We start from the raw sequence: 20,238 nt of genomic DNA, 5'->3' as shown, positions 1-20,238 counted from the left end.
TATAAACAGATGAAATTAAAGGAAATACTGACAAGCGTAGTTTTAATCACTGCATTGTCCATCAGCAGCTGTAAAAAAGCAAATATAGATGTGGATACCTCTCCAATTGTACAGAACGGAAACGGGGTTTCGGGAGAGGTATATGGAATATGGACTAAAGGGAGCGTAATCAGGGTAACCGGGGACATTATTATCCCTCTGGAAAAATCACTGACTATAGAAGAAGGTGTAGTGGTGATTATGGACACGCTGGCTAAACCTGAGTTTATTGTAAAAGGTAACCTATATTCAATGGGGACTGCACAGAATCCGGTAAAGATAACAATAGAAGAAAGTTACAGAACACCAGCTAAACAATTTGGTAAGCAATGGGGAGGAATTCTGGCCGCCCCAACATCTTCTGAGGTCTTGTTAGACAATACCATCCTGGAATATGGCGGAGCAACTACAACAGAGGCTTCTACATCTGTTAAACTAGGTTTGTATAAAGCTAAAAGCGGAGAAAACTCACCAGCTTTATGGTTTTCAAATGTAAAAGGTAAGCTGGTAGTGACCAACAGTACTTTCAGATATTTTCAGGATGATTGTACTTATCTGGAAGGCGGTAAGATCATTTTTGCCAATAACAAATTTTATAGTACAGGTTTAGTAGGCGGTGAAGGAATCAATATCAAATCGGGTTGTCTGGCTGATGTCAGTTTCAATTTATTCTATGGTACGAATACAAACGCACTTAAACTTTCCAACGTTGGAGACCGTACACCTCAGGCACATGTAGTAGCCTATAACAATACGATCCTGAACACGGGCTGGAGAAGACCAACTGCTAAAGGTGGTTCAGTCTGGCTGGAATCTACTGTCAATGTAGAACTCTATAATAATCTGTTTGCCAATGCACGTTTTGGTATCAAAAGAGACACTAAACTTCCTGAAGATAAGCGTTCTGTCTTTAAAAACTCTTTATATTATGGTTATAGTCAGGCCACTGTGGATCAGTTTCAGCCAAAAGCTGATATTATAGCAGGAACCAATGATATTATCAGTAAGGTAGCGGGAGATAATGATCCGAAATTTGTTAATTATCCGCTTTCGACCGCAACTAACAATGCGATACTGAATGATAGCTGGGACTTTCATTTACAGGCCGGATCACCAGCCCTGAATAAAGGTACGGTTGCTTTTACCCGTAATTTCCCCGACGGAATAACTATCAATGGTATCAATTATCAATCACCTGCACCAACTGCCAATATCGGGGCATTTGGTCTGAAATAATCCTGTTAAGCTAATTTTATGTTAAAATATAATTCATCATATCTTTTACTGGCTATACCATTTCTCTTTTCTGGTTGTAGTCAGCGTATTCATTCTGATTTATCAAATCAGGATACTATAGTTGTAAAACCTGTTGTTATTTCTGAAAAAGTAGAGTTTGATTCTGATGATCCTGCTATCTGGGTTAATCCCGCTGATGCGTCAAAAAGTTTAGTTATTGGTACGGACAAGGCCAAGGACGGAGGTCTGTATGTTTTCGATTTACAGGGAAAGATACAGCATGAACTGGTTGTCAAAGGCTTAAAACGTCCTAATAATGTGGATGTGGCCTACGGTTTAAAACTCAATGGAAAAGCGACTGACATAGCCATCACAACGGAACGTTTTACACATAAACTGAGGATATTTTCTCTGCCTGATATGAAAGCAGTGGATAATGGTGGTTTACCTGTATTTGAAGGTGAAACAGGTGTAGAATACCGGGACCTGATGGGCATTGCTGTATATACTAGTAAAACCGGTAAAATGTATGCAGTTGTTGGCCGAAAAACAGGTCCTAAGGATGGTACTTATCTATGGCAGTACTTGTTAAGTGATGATGGAACTGGTCATGTCAAAGCTGAACTGGTCAGGAAATTTGGACAGTACAGCGGTAAAAAAGAAATCGAGGCTATTGCCGTAGATAATGAATCAGGTTATATTTATTATTCTGATGAACAATTCGGGGTACGTCAGTATTATGCTGATCCGGAAAAAGGGAATAAGGAACTTGCTTTATTTGCAACAACTGGTTTTAAAGAAGATCACGAAGGCATTTCGATCTATAAGACCTCCACTGATAAAGGGTATATTCTGGTGTCTGATCAGGGGGCAAACCGGTTTCAGATTTTCAGCCGAGAAGGTACTGCTGGTAACCCTTTTGAGCATAAACTCCTCAAAATTGTCAATGTTGGCGCGATGCATAGTGATGGGTCTGAAGTTGTCAATGTACCTTTGAATGATACTTTCAGACACGGATTGTTTGTAGTAATGAGTGATGATAAATCTTTCCATTATTACCGCTGGGAAGATATTGCCGGCAAAGAGCTTAAAATCAAAAAATAAATATGTTTAAGAAATCCATTATACTGCTTTTAGGCAGTTTGTCATTTTTGTTTTCTGCTGCACAGAAAAAAGAAAAAGCCGGAATAGCAACTGAAGCTGTCCGGCTGATCCGGGGCCCTTATCTACAGGTAGCCAGCAGTACCGGTATACTGATCCGCTGGAGAACAGATGTTTCTTCAAGAAGCCGGGTCAGATACGGAACGGAACCAGGTCAGTTGAACGGATCTGTGGATGATCGTACGCTGGTTACTGAGCATCAGGTGCAGTTGAGTGGGTTAAAGCCATCTACTAAATATTACTATTCCATTGGCGGATTTCAGGATACGCTTCAGATGAGTAAGGATAATTACTTTGTTACGCTTCCGGAATCTGGGAAAACAGGGCATTACCGGATTGCTGCATTGGGCGATTGCGGAGATAATTCAGTTAATCAGCGCAGGGTAAAAGAACAGGTAATCAGTTATCTGGGTAAAAATAACCTGACTGCCTGGATATTACTGGGCGATAATGCTTATTCTGATGGAACTGACTCGGAATTTCAGAGTAAATTCTTTAATATTTATAAAGATGATTTACTTAAAAAATATCCATTGTTCCCTGCACCTGGGAATCATGATTATCATGATACTGATTTATCGGCCAAACATGCGCAGGAAACGCATGAGACCGCTTATTATCAGAATTTTTCTATGCCGGTTAACGGAGAATCAGGCGGTGTCCCGTCACATACCAAAGCCTTTTACTCATTTGATATCGGAAATATACATTTTCTGTCTCTTGATTCTTATGGTAAAGAAGACCGTACCTATCGCTTATATGACACTCTTGGTCCGCAGGTTCAGTGGATAAAAAAAGATCTGGCCGCCAATAAAAACAAGGGCTGGGTTATCGCTTTCTGGCATCATCCTCCATATACGATGGGTTCTCATAATTCTGATCAGGAAGACGAACTGGTTAAAATCAGGGAAAACTTTATCCGGATTCTGGAAAGAGAGGGAGTTGACCTGGTACTAAATGGACATAGCCATGATTATGAACGCAGTCGCATGATGGCTGGTCATTATGGTGCTGAGAAAACTTTTGATGCAAAAATTCATAACCTGAGTAACTCTTCCGGAAAATATGATGGAAGTACCGGGTCGGCACCTTATCTGAAAGATTCGGACCATCAGCGAGGAACGGTATATGTGGTGAGTGGTTCGGCTGGAAAATTAGGCGGACAGCAGGCTGCTTTCCCGCATAATGCAATGTACTTTTCTGACGCTGAACATGGTGGCGCAAGTATACTGGAGATTGAGGATAATCGTTTGGATTTGAAATGGGTCTGTGCTGACGGAGAGATCCGGGATCAGTTTACCATGATGAAGAATGTCAATAAACATACCGTGCTGACCTTGAAGAAAGGAACAGAAGTAACACTTAAAGCATCGTTTATCAGTAGTCAGTATAACTGGGAAGGGCAACCGGGAAAAGATAGAAGTCTACGGGTTAAACCGCTTCCAGGGGTTACGAAATATACCGTAACTGACAATTACAATGCGCTGAAGGATACTTTTGAAATTCATGTACCGGAATAGATTTAAAATATTTCTACAGCTACTGCTGTTCATCACCTGTCTGTCTGCAGTTCTTGGCTTAAAAGAAGGACCAGACAGACGGGGTCTACATAGATTGACAGATGAATTTAAAATTAGTTCGACCCGGTTTGCAGAAACCACAATAGAATTACAACATGCTGTAAAACTGATAGATGAAAAGAATCCTGAAACTATTACTCTAGCTAAAAATGCACTGAGAAAAAGCCGGTTGGCTTATAAAAGGATTGAGTTTTTTATGGACTATTTCTTTCCCAGTTCTGCATTGATTTACAACAGGCCAGCCAAAGTAGAGGTAGATGAACCTTATATGGAATACCAGGAACCTTCTGGTTTTCAGGTCATGGAGGCGGCTTTATTTGACCAGGCCCCCAGATCTAAGAAACAATTAGCAGAGCAGGCAGAGGTTCTGAATACTTCAGCCGCTGATTTACCTGCTTTGCTTTATGCTTTTGTGGCAAATGACCAGCAGATACTGGAAAGCATAAGATTAGAACTGGTCAGGGTAATTACATTGAGTATCACCGGATATGATGCTCCTGAACTCAAGAGTGGCATAACAGAATCTTATCAGTCCATATTGACCATTAAAACGATATTATCTCCTTATCTGAGAAGAGATCAGAGGGGTTCTGAGCTGCTATTGCAACATCTGAATACAACACTCAGCTATTTGCAGTTACATCCCGATTTTGACAGTTTTGACCGGATGAGTTTTTTAACTGGATATGCTTTGCCCTTACAGGAACAGCTTTCTCTGTTTATCAAAAATCAGCATCTGCTGCTCAATAGTAAATCTGCCTTAAACTATGAAGCAAAACATATTTATAGTACAGATGCCATTTTGCCTGAGGTATTTCCTGGTGCTGCAGGCAGAACTACCGGGATGGTCAGTCTGGGAAAAAAACTTTTTCTGGATAAATCATTGTCTGGAAATTTGCGGAGAAGCTGTGCCAGCTGCCATCATCCAGAGCGCTATTTTAGTGAAGACCTGAAAACCAGTATAACTTTTGACGGAAAAGGAACAGTACAACGGAACGCACCAACTTTATTATATAGTGGGTTTCAATATAGTCAGTTCTGGGATGGGCGCGCTAAAAGTTTGCAGGAACAGATTAAAGGAGTTATTTCCAATCCGACCGAGATGAATGGGAATCATGAGGTAATCATTGCAAGGATCAATAAATCAGAATATTATAAAAAATATTTTCTTAAATACTTTGCTGATTCTGCAGCTCAGCCTATCAGCATAGGAACGATTGCCGATGCACTGGCTGCCTACATCGGGAGTCTTTCACCAAGAAATTCGGCCTTTGACCGTTATATGAACGGAGACAAAAATGCGATGAAAGCAAAGGCTGTCAGTGGTTTTAACCTGTTTATGGGGAAAGGACAATGTGGAAGCTGTCATTTTGCTCCATTATTTAACGGACTAATTCCACCTTATTATAAGTTAACAGAGTATGAAGTCCTTGGAACACCGGGGAACAATGACTTTAATCAGGCAAAAAAAGATATGGACAGAGGCAGATATGATTTCTTTCCGATCAGTTATTATGAAGCTGCATTCAAAACACCAACAGTAAGAAATGTTGTAATGACAGCCCCTTATATGCATAATGGAGCGTTAAAGGATCTATACCAGGTAGTAGAATTTTATAATAAAGGGGGCGGGGCGGGCCTGGGTTTAACTATTCCCGGTCAGACACTGTCGGCCAAACCACTAAACTTATCAAAGAAGGAAGTCGGCGAAATCATTGCTTTCCTCGAGTCTCTGACAGATAAATTATAGTTTATCTGTTGTAATCCAGCATTTTGCCTATGTGAGAGTACATTTGTCTTTCTTTTTGGTACATAATAATTCAATTTGAGCAAAAAATTTGATTAAAATATCAACAATTGTTTTGTGGTAGAAATAATTTTCATAAATTGGTGTATACCTATACAACTAAATCTATAATTTATGAAAAACAAATTTCTATGGATCAGTACTGCCATACTGTTCTGCTTTACCAGCTGTAAGAAAAATGCAGAAAATGCACCTGTAGCCAACAACCAGAAGGTACAGGAAACCGGATTACACACAGATTTTACCTGTCGGATGAAAGTAGCCGACGGCGGCGCGGTAACCGAGGCGAACGGCCCCGCGAACAAACTCTGGGGAAATGGAAGTACCATTAAAGTACGCTTTAACGGGGGATCGACCATTGTACGCAACAAAGTAAAACAGTATGCCAAAAGCTGGGAAGCTTATGCTAATGTTACCTTTTCATTTGTTGCAGATAATGCAGCGGCTGATATCAAAATCGCATTTGATCAGACTGATGGTTCATGGTCATACATCGGGGTAGATTCTAAACGGTATGCGACCTCAATGAATTATGGCTGGTTTGATGACAATACCAGCGACACTGAGTTCAGAAGAACCGTAACCCATGAATTTGGTCATGCTTTAGGATTAAATCATGAGCAGGCGCATCCTGATGCAAACATTCCATGGAACAAACAAGCTGTCTATGATTATTACATGGGGCCACCAAACAACTGGTCTAAAGCAGATGTGGATTTCAATGTACTGGCCGTAGAGTCCAGAACAGGGTTAAATTATACAGCTTATGATTCTGCTTCTATCATGCATTATCCGGTTGAAGCACGTTTTACAACCAATAACAAAACAATAGCAGCCAATAACACCACTATTTCTGCGAAGGATATCACTTACATGAAAACCTACTATCCGGGAAGAAGCTAATAGCTCAGCATCACCTTTAACAGCAGGGGGATACTTAGGCGATAAGTATTCCCCCTTTTTTGTTTGAATTAAGCTAACAAACGTTTTGGCTTAACCTATATCTCTATCTACCAACTAAACAAATACCTATGAAAACCAAATTTCTATTAATCAGTACTGCTGTACTGTTCAGTTTATCCAGCTGTAAAAAAAGCGCAGAAAATGTAACGGTTGCGAACAACCAGAAAACACAGGAAACCAGTTTACACGATGCCTTCAATTGTGAAATGAAAGTGGCACCTAAAGGTGGTACGGTAACTGAGTCTAACGGTCCCAACAACAAACTTTGGGGTAATGGAAGTGTAATCAAAGTCAATTTCAGTGGAGGGTCTGCGTATGTAAGAAGTAAAATCAAACAATACGCCAAAACCTGGGAAAACGATGCCAACATTACTTTCAATTTCGTAGCTGACAATGCTGCTGCTGATATCAAAATTGCCGTAAACAACAATAACCTGGCCTGGTCATATATTGGTACAGACTCAAAATTTTACAGTCCGTCTATGAATTATGGCTGGTTTAATGATAATACCAGTGACGAAGAATTCAGGAGGACAGTAACTCATGAATTTGGACATGCCTTAGGACTGAATCATGAGCAATCACATCCAGATGCAAATATTCCATGGAACACGCAGGCTGTTTATGATTATTATATGGGGGCACCTAATTATTGGGACAAGGCGAAAATTGATTTTAACGTCTTGTATGTTGCGCCAAGAACTGGTTTATATTACCTGGCCTATGACCCTTTGTCTATTATGCATTACCCGGTTCCTGCAAGGTTCACGACAAATAATGTCGCTATTGCACCTAATAACACCAAAATTTCAGCGCTTGACTCAGCTTATGTAGCGCTCGCTTATCCAAAGAATTAAGCTGAACTAAATTTTCAAAACAGAGCGTATCAGTTTAGCGGCTGATACGCTCTGTTTTTGTTATATTTTTACTTTTCCTGGTGAAACGCCAAACTTCTTCCGGAATGCATTGCTAAAATGCTGAACAGAAGAATATCCCAGTTGAAATGCAACAGACTTTATGTTCGCGCCCTCAAGAAGCAGCTCTTTGGCATAATTTAGCTTGTAATGACTTAAATAACCAAATATGCTCTTTTCAAATAAACCTTTAAATCCTTGCTTTAGTTTAAACTCGTTAATGCCGCATACTTTTGCAAGCTCTGTAATGGAAGGCGGCTGGTCGATATGCTGAATCAGGTAATCTCTGGCATAATAAATGCAATCTTTATCGTGTGCAGATTGCAAGGGTGAATTTCCACTTTTGGTAACCGCCTTTTCAAAAGCTTCGGCCTGAAGCACAAGTAATTCCGTACATTTCGATTCAATGAACAGGGACTTTAACCCTTCAGTATACGTACAATTGAGGATAGCCTGGATACAATCTTGCATAGCCCAGGTGATCGGCAGATTTTGTTCAGCCATTTGTGCATAACGTCCTGCATCCAGATGGTCAGCTAAGATCTGAAGTGTTCTGTTTGAATTTTCTGCAAGTTGCAGAAATCTTTCTTTAGCAAAATGGACTTCAAAGAAACGATAATTACAGTCTGTATCATATTCACCTTTACCATCCAGCCCGGGCATATAAATGATGTTTTGCTGGTTGGAATTAAAGATATACTGTTGCTTATTTACCTCATTAAATATAGTTCCATTACCAGATAGAGTGAAGCGCAACTTAACCATATCCGGCACATCATTAGTAGGCTGGAAATACAATTGACGTTGTTTGAATAGAATGTCGCCATATACGATATAAAGATCAGGAGTGGTGATCTGCAACAACTCAGCATCACTAAAAGAAAAATTGTATTTGTCTCTGCTTTCTTTAACGAATTGTCTCTGATCAGTAGACTGTTTAAAGGTTCTTCCTACCGTTTTCCAGGCCTCGTAATCCTTACTAACATTAATCCCCATGAAGACAATTATGATAAAAAAAAATGGAATTATTATCAAACGATTTTCAAAAATTACATTTCTTGTAAAAGAAAATCCGTTTTGTGTAAATATCTACAACAACTGTTCTTCACTTTTGCCGAAAGACTAAATTTTAAGAAAATTGAAACCAATAATAGAATTTATCTGGATAGAGATTTAAGAAATTAAAATATGGAGAAGGAGATAGATTTTATAGAAGCAGACAAGCAGATGCATTGTTCTGAGTACGCGCCAGATAAAGCGATTGAGAATAACATTTCGCCATCGTGTCATAACATGATCTGCAAAACCGTAGATCAGCTGAAACTTACAGACCATTCTTTTGTATTAGAAATTGGTTTTGAAAACACGGAACATATTCCTTTTCTTTTCCAGGAGGTTAAAGGGATTAGTTATTATGGCAACAATATATCTGAAGTGATGGTGCAGCAAGCTTCGTCAGATCAGGCATTAAAAATAAGAGAAGGACAGGTCCAATTTATCCAGGCAAAAGAGGATGGTGCCTTAGATTTTGAAGATTGCTATTTTGATTATTGCTTCACGATAAATACCATTTATTTCTGGAAAGATCCTATATCGCATTTTAAGGAAATATACCGTGTTCTGCAGCCCGGAGGAAAATTCAACCTTGCCTTTGTCGAAAAGAAATTTGGAGGGGATCTGCCCTGGACGCATGGAGATTTTATTTTTTATGATGTTAATGAGGTGAAAACTCTTTTCAGGAAAGCAGGGTTTGTAAACATAGAGGTAAAGCAAATGACCGAAGAAATAATTGATAAGACCAGGAAGGAATTGATCAGACCTTTCCTAAGTATAACAGGGAGAAAGTAGATAGAATGGGGGGTAGCACTTGCTTATCCAAAGTATTAACCTGACATTAAATTTTCAAAAAAAACATATCAGTTTAGCGACTGATATGTTTTTTTTTGTTTCTCAGACGTATATTTGCGGCGTTTTCCACCTAGATATAAATGAAGATGTTTTATATGCACAGACGTTCAGCGGTAGTTCTTACTATTTTGATTGCTTTTATTTTCAGCGGCTGTTTGGTCCAGAAGCATATGTCATCGAAACAGCTGGTAACTGGTAATATCAGCCAGCTTAAATATATCAACACTTATGTGCTCCCTCATAACCCTGAGTTTAAGGGGACCACAGTAGGAGGATTATCTTCGATAGATTTTGATCCTGCCAGTAAAGTTTACTATATGATCTCGGATGACAGATCAAGTATTAATCCTGCAAGATTTTATACTGCAAAAATTGATTTATCAGCTCAGGGAATCAGTAAAGTAACGATTACAGGTGTAAATACGTTAATGCAGCGCGACGGCTCTTCTTATCCTAAATTAACTCCACATGCAACCAGAACTACAGATCCTGAGGGTATGCGTTATAATGGTATCGCTAAAAACCTGATCTGGACAAGTGAGGGAGAACGTTTGATTAAGGAAAATGATACGGTGCTGATTGATCCAACTATCAATATCATAGCTACAACAGGAAAATATATAGACTCAATCCCTTTACCGGATAATATGAGAATGCACCTGGAAGAAAGTGGCCCAAGAAGGAATGCGGTGCTGGAAGGTCTAACCTTTGCGGACGATTTTAGAACGCTCTATGTGAATATGGAAGAGCCTTTGTATCAGGATGGTCCCCGGGCTGAGCTAGTTAGAAACAAAGCTTTTGTACGTATTTATCAATTTGATCTGAAAACCAGAAAGAACACGGCCCAATATGCTTATGAACTTGAGCCGGTAGCTTTACCACCGGTTAAAAAAGGAGGGGAGTATAATAACGGGATTCCAGATATATTATGGCTGGGACATAACCGGATGTTAATCACAGAGCGTTCTTATTCGGAAGGACAGAAAGGGACTAATATTAAGGTCTTTTTAGCTGATTTACAGGATGCAGAGAACATTATTAACAACAGATCTATGATAGCTCATCCGGCTACAAACCCTATAAAAAAGAAATTGTTGCTTAATATGGATGACCTGGGTATTTATATTGATAATATAGAAGGTGCAACCCTGGGCCCTGTTTTACCAAACGGGCACCAGACGGTTATATTTGTAGCTGATAATAATTTCAACAGCAAGGAACAGAATCAGTTTATGTTGTTTGAAGTTATTCCTTAGTATCAGGACCTGATATCTATATCATATTTAGCTAAAAGACCCGATATGCCGGCTAAAGAGAACTTTGCTTTCCGGATACGGTTTAACTCAGGATCTATCGTATAGTTATAAGCGCTCAGTAAATCTGCTTTTTCAATGACTGTGTTTTCGAAAGTTGCCCTGTACAGATCACAATTATCAAAAATAGAACTGGTTAAATCACAACCAGTAAAATCAACCTCATGAAGTCTGGTGTTTTTAAAACTGGTCTTCTTGAGTTTAGTCTGATAAAACGAAGAATGATCAAGGAAGCAGTTATCAAACTGAAAGGCTAAACCAAATTCGTTACATTGCTCAAAGAGTAATCCTATCATCTTACAATCTTTGAACTTAATTTCACGGAATGCCGTTTTCGTCAGTTTAGCCAGACTTAAGTTACAACTGGTAAAACTGCATTCCAAAAAGGTAAAACCTGAAAGATTGGCATTGGAAAAATCGCAATTCAGAAAAGTACAATATTCATATTCACCCTTTACCAGAGGATCCTGACTGAAGTCAATTTTCCCGAATGTTTTTTCTTCAATGTAAGCTTGTTTCATCTGTTTATATGATTGATTTGTTGAGCTCGCAAGCCCGGTTTATTGTTTCAAAGGGTTTGGAATATCTTTTAGAATAACTCCATCTGGTCTGGATCAGCCGATCTGCCTGATGCGATCAGATTTCCGAAGTTACTTAATGTAATGCCTAGTAAGCGGATTTTTCTGTCATCCAGTTCTACTTTTGATAATAGATCCTTTGCAGAACTCAGAATGGAAACATAGTCATCTACGGGATGGGAGAAGGACTGATTCCTGGTAATCTGCTTAAAATCGCCGAATTTGATTTTGAGTGTTAGTGTTTTTCCCTTCAGCCTGTTTTTTTCAAGCCTTTCTGCTACTTTCTCTGCGATCTGCTCCAGTTCGGTGAAAAGCTCTTCAGCCGAAACCAGGTCCTGGCCAAAAGTATCTTCTACGCTAAGAGATTTGGTTAAACGGTGGGGCTGAACTGGGCGGTCATCAATCCCGCGAACAATTTTAAAATAAAATTTGCCAGTTTTCCCAAATTTGCGGATCAGCTCCTGTTCTGACATTTTTTTGAGATCTGCACCAGTATGCAGACCCATTTTCTTCATTTTATCGGCTGTTACTTTACCTACACCAAAAAACTTTTCTACGGGTAACCTGGCCATAAAAGCTTCTATTTTAGAGGGGCCAATAAAGGTTAATCCATCAGGCTTATTCATATCTGAAGCAATTTTAGCTACAAATTTATTACTGGATACGCCTGCCGAAGCGGATAAATTGAGCTCATCTCTGATCGCATCCTTAATCTGTTTAGCTATTTCAAGTGCCGAACCAATGTTTAACTTATCAGTAGTAACATCCAGATAGGCTTCATCGAGTGAAAGGGGTTCTATCAGATCGGTATAACGCTCAAATATTTCTCTTATACTTACTGATACCTTCTTATAGGCATCGAACCTGGGCCGGACAAAAATGGCCTGAGGGCAAAGTTGTATCGCTCTACGGGATGACATTGCTGAATGTATCCCAAACTGACGTGCTTCATAACTGGCCGTAGCCACTACACCACGGCCATCAGGGGAGCCACCAACTACAACGGGTTTGCCTCTGTACTCTGGAAAATCACGTTGTTCAACGGTTGCATAAAAAGCATCCATATCAATGTGAATAATTTTCCTTCGCAGTGTATTTTCGGTTGGTACTGACATCCTGATTCCTGAATCTGTAAATCTCCCTATTATCTACGGTTTTTTTGTCAAATTCTCCTTATATTTGAACAATATTGAGATTTTTTAATTATAGTTTATTCAAACTCTTCCTGCTTTCAAAAGGAATTTTTCTATGATTTATCTCTTGATTAACAAATATTAAATCCACAAATGCCCGAAAAACAAATTTTTCAGACCTCTAAGAAAAGCAGATGGATAACTTTTCAATGGGTTACCAGAATGCTGTTAATTGTATTCCTTATTGCCTCTGCCTGTGTTGCTTACACACTCTTATCTAACCATTATCCCAATTTGCCTATCATCAATAGTACTGCTACATTAAGCAAGAAAGAGATTGAGCAGATTAAAAAATCAAAGACGTACTCAGATTTTAGAATTTCTAAAAAGAGGTTGTTGCAGATACAGCACAATCAAAAATTACATCGCCTCTCACATCCTAATAATAAAGCCAGGATCAATGCCGGCTTTTACGTAAACTGGGACCCGCAGTCATTGACGGACCTTAAAGATCATATCAAACAGCTGGATATGGTCGTTACAGAATCTTTCTTTATCAAAAATGGGGCTGACACGGTAATTGACCAGGTAAGTACCGAGGCAATGAAGGTGATTCATAAACATAAAAAGGTGGCCATAGCAATGGTGTCTAATTTTAGTGGTGATCACTTTGATGGTAATGCAATACATAAGTTGCTGCAAAATAAAGGACTGCAAAACAGATTCATAGATAATCTGATTAAGTCTTTAAAGAAATATGGATTCCATGGGGTAAATATCGATTTTGAAGAGATTAAAGAGAAAACTGATGAGCCACTGGCGGCTTTTCAAAAGAATCTTTACGAGAAACTACATGCCCAGAACCTGATTGTTTCGCAGGATATATCTCCTGATAATGATGATTATAACCTATCTATACTGGAGAAATATAATGACTATGTTTTTATCATGGCTTATGATCAGCATAGTGAAAGCAGTAATGCCGGAGATATCTCTCATCAGCAGTGGGTAGAAGAGCAACTGGACAAAATATGTGAACGTATTTCTTCTGACAAAGTGATTCTTGCACTGGCTTGTTATGGCTTTGACTGGCCTGACCAGGACGTTGGTAAAACAGTAACTTATCAGCAGGCAATTGCAAATGCAAACAGATATAACGGAAAGATTAAATATGATCCGATTTCAGCTAACCTGAATTATAATTATACAGATGAGTCTGGTTTGCATCATCAGGTGTTTTTCACTGATGCTGCAACAAATTTCAACCTGATCAGAAAAGCGGATGACTGGGATGTAGCTGGTATTGCCATCTGGCGTATTGGTGCTGAAGATCCGAGGTTATGGACTTTCATCTCTAAAGACCTGAGTCTGGATTCGGTCAGAAAAAGTGGTGTGGATTTAAAGAGGTTAACTCATATCGGTTTGAATGACAGGATTGATTACTCCGGAGACGGTGAAATCCTGGATTTGGTTTCGGTACCTAAACAGGGTAAAATTGATGTTAAACTGGATACCACTAATTTTGTGATCTCTGATCAGACTTATGTGGATCTGCCTACTAAATATAGTATCCGCAGGTATGGTCATGCTGAAAAGAAAATTGTTCTGACATTTGATGATGGACCTGATCCGGTTTATACACCTCAGATCATTGATATTTTACAAAGAGAAAAGGTTCCCGGAAGTTTCTTCGTCGTGGGTATCATGGCCGAACAGAATATGGGGCTCCTGTTAAAGGAATTTAAGTTGGGTTATGAAATTGGAAACCATACCTTTTTCCATCCTGACATGTCAAAAGTTGGAAAGGAAAGGGTGAATTTTGAACTTAATGCAACCCGAAAACTGATTGAATCTGTAACAGGTCACAGTACGATTTTGTTCAGGCCCCCGTTTAACGCTGATGCTGAACCTTCTACTTCGGCAGAGATCTTGCCAGTAGCACAAAGCAGGGACCAGAATTACATCAATATAGGGGAGTCCATTGACCCTCAGGACTGGCAGCCCGGAATTACCGCAGATCAGATCTTTGATGCAGTAGTGAAGCAACAGGACCTGGGAAACATACTTTTATTGCATGATGCAGGAGGTAACCGCGCCGCTACAGTAGAAGCCTTACCAAGAATCATTAAGCATTTCAAGGATAAAGGCTATGAATTTGTAACTATAGGAAACCTGATTGGTAAGAAAAAGGATGAACTGATGCCACCTGTGAATTCGGGTGCAAACAGTTTTATTACCTCTGGAAATACGTTATTCCTGAATGTTTTTTCTTATGGAACACTGATCCTGAATTATGTCTTTATCATGGCAATTATTCTGGCTATGCTAAGAAGTATCTTTATTGCTATCCTGGCTGTAAAGCAGAAAAGGGCATCTAAAAAAGATAGTTTATTACTATTGAAAGATCCGGATATGCGGGTGAGCATCATTATTCCTGCTTATAATGAAGAGGTAACTGTAGTGCAAACTTTAAACAGTCTGCTGAAAACCAGCTATAAAAATGCCGACTTCATCTTTGTGGATGATGGTTCAAAAGACCGGACAGTAGAACTGGTGAATGAACACTTTGCTCATCTTCCGAATATCAAAATTTACACTAAACCAAACGGTGGTAAAGCTTCAGCTTTAAACTTTGGTATCGCGCTTTCTGAAGCTGATTTTGTAATCTGTATTGACGCAGATACTCAACTTAAAACTGATGCGATTACAGAACTGATGCGCTATTTCTATGAAGATGAAATTGCTGCAGTAGCCGGTACGGTGAAAGTTGGTAATAAGACTAACCTGATTACAAACTGGCAGTCTATTGAGTATATTACTGCTCAGAACATGGACAGAAGAGCGTTTGATATCCTGAATACAATTACTGTAGTACCGGGTGCTATTGGTGCATTTAGAAAACAGGTTATACAGGAAGTAGGTGGTTTTACAACTGATACGCTTGCAGAGGATTGTGACTTAACAATGCGTATCCTGAGAGCAGGTTATACGGTGAGGAACTGCGATACTGCAATTGCTTATACAGAAGCTCCTGAGACGGTTAATATGTTGTTAAAACAACGTTTAAGATGGAGCTTTGGCGTAATGCAGAGTTTCTGGAAAAACAAATCAACCTTATTCAATAAGAAATACGGGTATTTTGGAATGGTAGGCATGCCAAACATCCTGGTATACCAGATCATCCTTCCTTTGTTTTCTCCTCTGGCAGATTTCTTTATGCTCCTGTCTATTATAACAGGACTTTTCTCGCTGTCTTCAGTTAATTCACTGACGCTTCAGGGAATGGGTAGCCTGCTAAGCCTTGACAATGGATTCGGTCAGGTGTTTTTCTTCTATTGCCTGTTTATTCTTGTCGATCTTTTCTTCGCTGGAATAGCCTTCAGAATGGAGAAAGAACCTTACAAAAAATTAATTTATATTATTCCTCAACGTTTCTACTGGAGACAACTGATGTACCTGGTTTTATTCAGATCGGTACGTAAAGCACTGAAAGGTGAACTGGAAGGCTGGGGAGTTTTAAAACGTACAGGGAACGTCAAAGAGCAGAATTAAAAGCGCTTTGACAACCCACAATAATTATTAAAATACAAATAACATGACTAACGCAAAACCAACATTTTCAGACTTTAAAGAATTCTATATAAAGGCTGTTGAGCCATTAAAAAAAGACAATCCGATCTTTATCAGACTAGATGGGAAAACTAAAGGTGACACCCGTGTGGTCTTTGCTTACTTCCAGTACCAGGATAAAAAATGGAAAGTTAATGCAGATACACATATTGACCGCTTAAAGATTGCCTTTGATGAAATCGAAAAAGGAAATGATCCTTTCGTAATCAAAACCTTAAGAGATGGTAAAGGTGAATACCTGGCTATAAAAGGTCAGCCGGTAAGAAATAGTAAATTGTATATCTACGCATAAATAACTGGTTAGAGGGGATATTATCAATCCTTTGAACGTCTTTAACATTGCACTGATTCTTTTCAGCACAAAGTTAAAGACGTTTTTTTAATTCAATAACTGTGATTTCCGGCCAGATCCCAATACGTCCGGAAAAACCCAGAAAACCAAAACCTCTGTTAATATTCAGGATTCTGCCGTTTTCTTCTTTGATTCCGGCCCAGTGAGCATACCGGTATTTAACGGGGCTCCATTTAATTCCAAACGCTTCCAGACCAAACTGCATACCATGTGTATGTCCTGAAAGTGTTAGCTGTACTTTATTGGGGAACGTCTTGACCTGTTCTTCCCAATGTGTCGGATCATGTGAAAGCAGAATCTTGAAATCCTTGTTTCCAGTTCCATTTAACGCTTTCTTCAGATCACCTCTTTCACCAAAACCAAGCCCCCAGTTTTCTACTCCGGCAAGAATAAGTTGTTGCCCGTCTTTTTCAATTTTCACATGGGTATCCAGGAGTAAATTAAATCCTAAATCCTTGTGATAAGCCTTAAGCTGATCAAGATTGTTTTTCTTATCAGTTTCTGAAGGCCATTTCACGTAATCACCATAATCATGATTGCCCAGAATGGAGAATTGCCCATAGGGTGCTTTGATCGCGGAGAAATCACTGATCCAGGGTTTAATTTCTTCAGCTTTATTATTTACCAGGTCACCTGTAAACACAAATAAATCGGCTTTTTGCTCATTAATCAAACTGATTCCACGTTTGACAGCAGTGGGATTATTGAAGCTTCCGGCGTGTACATCAGAGATCTGTACCAGTTTGAAACCGTCAAATTTTTCTGGCAGGTCATCAAAGTATAACACGTGATTGATTACTTTATAATTGTATTTACCAACGACCATTCCGTAGACAAAAAGTATAATTGTCAGCAAAAACATAAGAAAGGCAAAATCTACCCAATAAACATTTCTGCCGGCACCCGTAAATACACGGGGTATATCACCCGCAAACAAGATAATGGTGAAGACCAGTTCTGACGCTAAAAGTGTAAGTACTAAATGGCTTGATATTTTAAAAAGCAGATCCATGCCGTGTCTTTCCATTCTTCTGATAGCCATAAACAAGGATAAAATGGTCCCTGCAATAAACAGACAAAAAATAGGAGTGGTAAAGACTGAAGCCGTCAGGCTTAATAAACCTGATAGTACATACCAGTTTAACAGAAAGATAAAAGCAACAAATAACAGGAAGGGGAGGATACTAAATTTTCTTCTCATAATAGATAACGAATAAAAGGCTAAGGTGTTAAAATTTAAATTGTTTTGTGTAATCCTCCGGTTGAATAATAAATTTGTTAGTGCTATGAGCAGGTTTACAGATGTTAGACGATATTCCCTATCGTATCTTTCCATGATGAGCCCCACCATATTATTTTCTTTTGGATAGTTAAATCTAAATATTCAAATCCAATAGGTTGTCCGGTTGGTCTTTGTGAAGTATTTCCTGCTACTGGTGATATTATAAGATTAGGATTTCCAATTTTGTTGCAAATAGACATGGCCGGATCATTATTTCTGTTAATATTCTGATTATTAGTAATGAAATTGAGTCCCTGATATTGAGTGAAATCCTGAAATTCGATGGGATTAAAGGTTACATCGGATAAAAAGATATTACTGATTATATTAGTGTATGTTAATTTAAGAGATACAGATGAAGGCTCGAAACCGTATATTCCTAATCCGTTACCTTCGAAAGTATTATGGGAGATGTCGGTCTTATTCAAAGTAGCATTAACAAGTAACAGCCTGCTCTTAAATAAATTGTTCAGGATATGGATTGAATTCGATATACCGCTTAATGTTAATGTATTTAAAAATATATTTCCTTTAATATAAGATTCTCTCGATATGTCTTTAAGTACAACTTCATTGTGAATGACATTTTCCGAGATATTACAATTGAGTTGGCTGGAGCTTAATAAGCTGACTTTACCCAGATTTGGGTTTCCGATAATATTAATGCTACTGATTTGGCTTGATGTTGGTGCCCAGTTCCAGAAGATTTCCGTTGATGCTGCATTATTGGAGAAAATATTTGCTGTGAGTGTCCCATTAATCAGACTAATTTTTTTTGCATCAACAATATTATTACCTGTTATATTCAAATTAAGATCTGTATCTCCGTATTCTCCTCTTTGATTAAAAAAATCTCCTGAACAAATAATTTTGGGGTTGTTCATGATATTAATTTGTTTGGGTAGCTTGAAAAAATTGGCTCCGGTAAATGCTTCTGCATTGTATCCCATTACAAACTCTTTACAAACAACTTCGTTCCCCTGAATATTCAAATATTCGCAGGGTCTTACTGCACTTACTGTGTCAATGTAGATAAAATCACTTAGGGGTGCAAAATGTTGATTATTTTTAATGTTAATTACTGTATCATCGTTGTGTGTAAGAATGTTGATTGTTGCAGTGGTATCGTTGACATTCTGGACGGACAGATATGTGTTATCGGAATATTCAAAGTAAGGTTTTTCGGTATTGAATCTGGCAACAGCAAAACGGCATAGCTGAAATTTTCCGTCAAAAAGCGCTCTTTTTTTATAAGTGAACCTATTCCCGGTAACTTTTGCAGACTGATGATTTTCAATCCAGATAAATCCAGGAGGATTTGCGCCTCTTAATCTATCTGAATCGGCTTGAAACAGATTATTACTAATCAATATTTTACTTTCTTTCAAGTTGGTGCCAGTAGTGTTATGATCTGCACCAATAGACAGTCCGCTAACATTCTCAAAAACATTATTTGTAACCTGCATACTGTTACCTATAATCGATAAGACCTGGCCAAATTGCCACGCATATTTCGTCTCACTGAAGGTTTGTGGTAACTCAGTTCCATTTTTAATAACAGTAAATTTATCTGGAATAAGTGCAATGTTGGAAAACATGTTTCTATCGATGTTTATATTTTCGTTTCCCCAGGTCTGTATGCATGAATCAACAAAACAATTGTCATGAATATTGGTCTCAGTGAAATTTATGAATCCATCACTAAAAGAAAAGATTGTGTAGCCATATACATCAGAGATATTGCAATTATGAATATTGATCATTGCGCATTGTTGAAAACTAAAGATTGAGCCTTCCAAACCTTCAACCCTAAATTGAGGTATATTATCCCAAATCCCTTGATCATTGAATTTAAGGACATCAGGTAAACTGGATCTTATATTTACATTGAAGTTTATAACCGGGCAGTCTTTGAAGATTATTAAACTATCACCAGTGAATTTTTTATTAAGGTAAGCATCCGGAGAGGATAAAATAGAGAGTGATTTATTGATTACACTTAATTTACCTGTGATTTTATAATCACCCTTTTCTATGTAGATATTATCAGAGTAATTTAAACAGTTTTGAAGAGAACCTGTATCATCAATATTTCCATTTCCTTCAGCTCCAAACCATTTGACATTAATTGCACCACTGTAAACTCTCTTCCATCTTCCATTCTGGACCCCATTAACCTGGAAAATTGTACCATCATTTATATTATCACTTGAATTATTATCCCAATAGAAATTACCGCCACCACCGTCACCAGGTGAATGATAACCTAATACTTCTGCATAATTGTCAGGAGCAGGTATGCCCATTTTATTTTTAAGTTCTGCAATATTTTGAAAGATCAT

At 38.5% G+C, this 20,238-nt stretch carries 15 protein-coding genes; 10 read left to right on the top strand and 5 right to left on the bottom strand.

The window, feature by feature from the left end; all coding sequences use genetic code 11:
- Window positions 1-9: 9 nt before the first annotated feature.
- The 6 genes from HDF25_RS03515 to HDF25_RS03490 all read left to right on the top strand — a co-directional run bounded on the left by HDF25_RS03515 (window position 10) and on the right by HDF25_RS03490 (window position 7,643).
- Window positions 10-1,275: a right-handed parallel beta-helix repeat-containing protein gene (locus HDF25_RS03515; protein WP_184622841.1), complete on the top strand. Its 1,266-nt coding sequence runs from the start codon at window positions 10-12 to the stop codon at window positions 1,273-1,275.
- A gap of 18 nt (window positions 1,276-1,293) precedes the next feature.
- A complete protein-coding gene (locus HDF25_RS03510; RefSeq protein WP_184622839.1) occupies window positions 1,294-2,379 on the top strand; it encodes a phytase in 1,086 nt (361 codons plus the stop codon).
- 2 nt (window positions 2,380-2,381) lie between these two features.
- Window positions 2,382-3,956, top strand: a complete 1,575-nt coding sequence (locus tag HDF25_RS03505) for a purple acid phosphatase family protein (RefSeq protein WP_184622837.1) — start codon at window positions 2,382-2,384, stop codon at window positions 3,954-3,956.
- Entirely contained in the window at window positions 3,943-5,766 is a 1,824-nt protein-coding gene (locus tag HDF25_RS03500; RefSeq protein ID WP_221450844.1) for a cytochrome c peroxidase, read from the top strand. The genes HDF25_RS03505 and HDF25_RS03500 overlap by 14 nt, the downstream gene beginning before the upstream one ends.
- Before the next feature lie 171 nt (window positions 5,767-5,937).
- Window positions 5,938-6,726: a M12 family metallopeptidase gene (locus HDF25_RS03495; protein ID WP_184622836.1), complete on the top strand. Its 789-nt coding sequence runs from the start codon at window positions 5,938-5,940 to the stop codon at window positions 6,724-6,726.
- 128 nt (window positions 6,727-6,854) lie between these two features.
- A complete protein-coding gene (locus HDF25_RS03490; protein ID WP_184622834.1) occupies window positions 6,855-7,643 on the top strand; it encodes a M12 family metallopeptidase in 789 nt (262 codons plus the stop codon).
- A gap of 60 nt (window positions 7,644-7,703) precedes the next feature.
- On the opposite strand, the gene HDF25_RS03485 is transcribed toward HDF25_RS03490, so the two are convergent.
- Window positions 7,704-8,696 (bottom strand): helix-turn-helix domain-containing protein, encoded by a 993-nt coding sequence (locus tag HDF25_RS03485; protein ID WP_184622832.1) that lies wholly within the window; start codon window positions 8,694-8,696, stop codon window positions 7,704-7,706.
- A gap of 192 nt (window positions 8,697-8,888) precedes the next feature.
- Here HDF25_RS03485 and HDF25_RS03480 point away from each other — a divergent pair, with 192 nt between their 5' ends.
- On the top strand, window positions 8,889-9,548 hold the full coding sequence (locus tag HDF25_RS03480) for a class I SAM-dependent methyltransferase (RefSeq protein WP_184622830.1): 660 nt from the start codon (window positions 8,889-8,891) through the stop codon (window positions 9,546-9,548).
- 230 nt (window positions 9,549-9,778) lie between these two features.
- Complete coding sequence (locus HDF25_RS03475; RefSeq protein WP_184622828.1) at window positions 9,779-10,864, top strand: esterase-like activity of phytase family protein; 1,086 nt, start codon at window positions 9,779-9,781, stop codon at window positions 10,862-10,864.
- Between the two features lie 2 nt (window positions 10,865-10,866).
- Here the strand turns inward: HDF25_RS03475 and HDF25_RS03470 are convergent, their stop codons facing one another.
- Window positions 10,867-11,442, bottom strand: coding sequence for a pentapeptide repeat-containing protein (locus tag HDF25_RS03470; RefSeq protein WP_184622826.1), 576 nt, complete (start codon window positions 11,440-11,442; stop codon window positions 10,867-10,869).
- 68 nt (window positions 11,443-11,510) lie between these two features.
- Window positions 11,511-12,614 (bottom strand): DNA polymerase IV, encoded by a 1,104-nt coding sequence (gene dinB, locus HDF25_RS03465; protein ID WP_184622824.1) that lies wholly within the window; start codon window positions 12,612-12,614, stop codon window positions 11,511-11,513.
- 171 nt (window positions 12,615-12,785) lie between these two features.
- Here dinB and HDF25_RS03460 point away from each other — a divergent pair, with 171 nt between their 5' ends.
- Together HDF25_RS03460 and HDF25_RS03455 are read left to right on the top strand one after the other, a co-directional pair.
- Window positions 12,786-16,184, top strand: coding sequence for a glycosyltransferase (locus tag HDF25_RS03460; protein WP_184622822.1), 3,399 nt, complete (start codon window positions 12,786-12,788; stop codon window positions 16,182-16,184).
- A 43-nt stretch (window positions 16,185-16,227) separates the two neighbouring features.
- Window positions 16,228-16,554: a hypothetical protein gene (locus HDF25_RS03455; protein ID WP_184622820.1), complete on the top strand. Its 327-nt coding sequence runs from the start codon at window positions 16,228-16,230 to the stop codon at window positions 16,552-16,554.
- 73 nt (window positions 16,555-16,627) lie between these two features.
- Here the strand turns inward: HDF25_RS03455 and HDF25_RS03450 are convergent, their stop codons facing one another.
- Complete coding sequence (locus tag HDF25_RS03450) at window positions 16,628-17,815, bottom strand: metallophosphoesterase (RefSeq protein WP_184622818.1); 1,188 nt, start codon at window positions 17,813-17,815, stop codon at window positions 16,628-16,630.
- Window positions 17,816-17,919: 104 nt separating this feature from the next.
- Window positions 17,920-20,238, bottom strand: a complete 2,319-nt coding sequence (locus HDF25_RS03445) for a hypothetical protein (protein ID WP_184622816.1) — start codon at window positions 20,236-20,238, stop codon at window positions 17,920-17,922.

Origin of the sequence: Pedobacter cryoconitis (assembly GCF_014207135.1) — a bacterium.
Classification (GTDB): Bacteria; Bacteroidota; Bacteroidia; order Sphingobacteriales; family Sphingobacteriaceae; genus Pedobacter; species Pedobacter cryoconitis_D.
The sequence above is the reverse complement of the archived record's forward strand: the minus strand, read 5'-3'. Positions and strand labels throughout refer to the sequence as shown.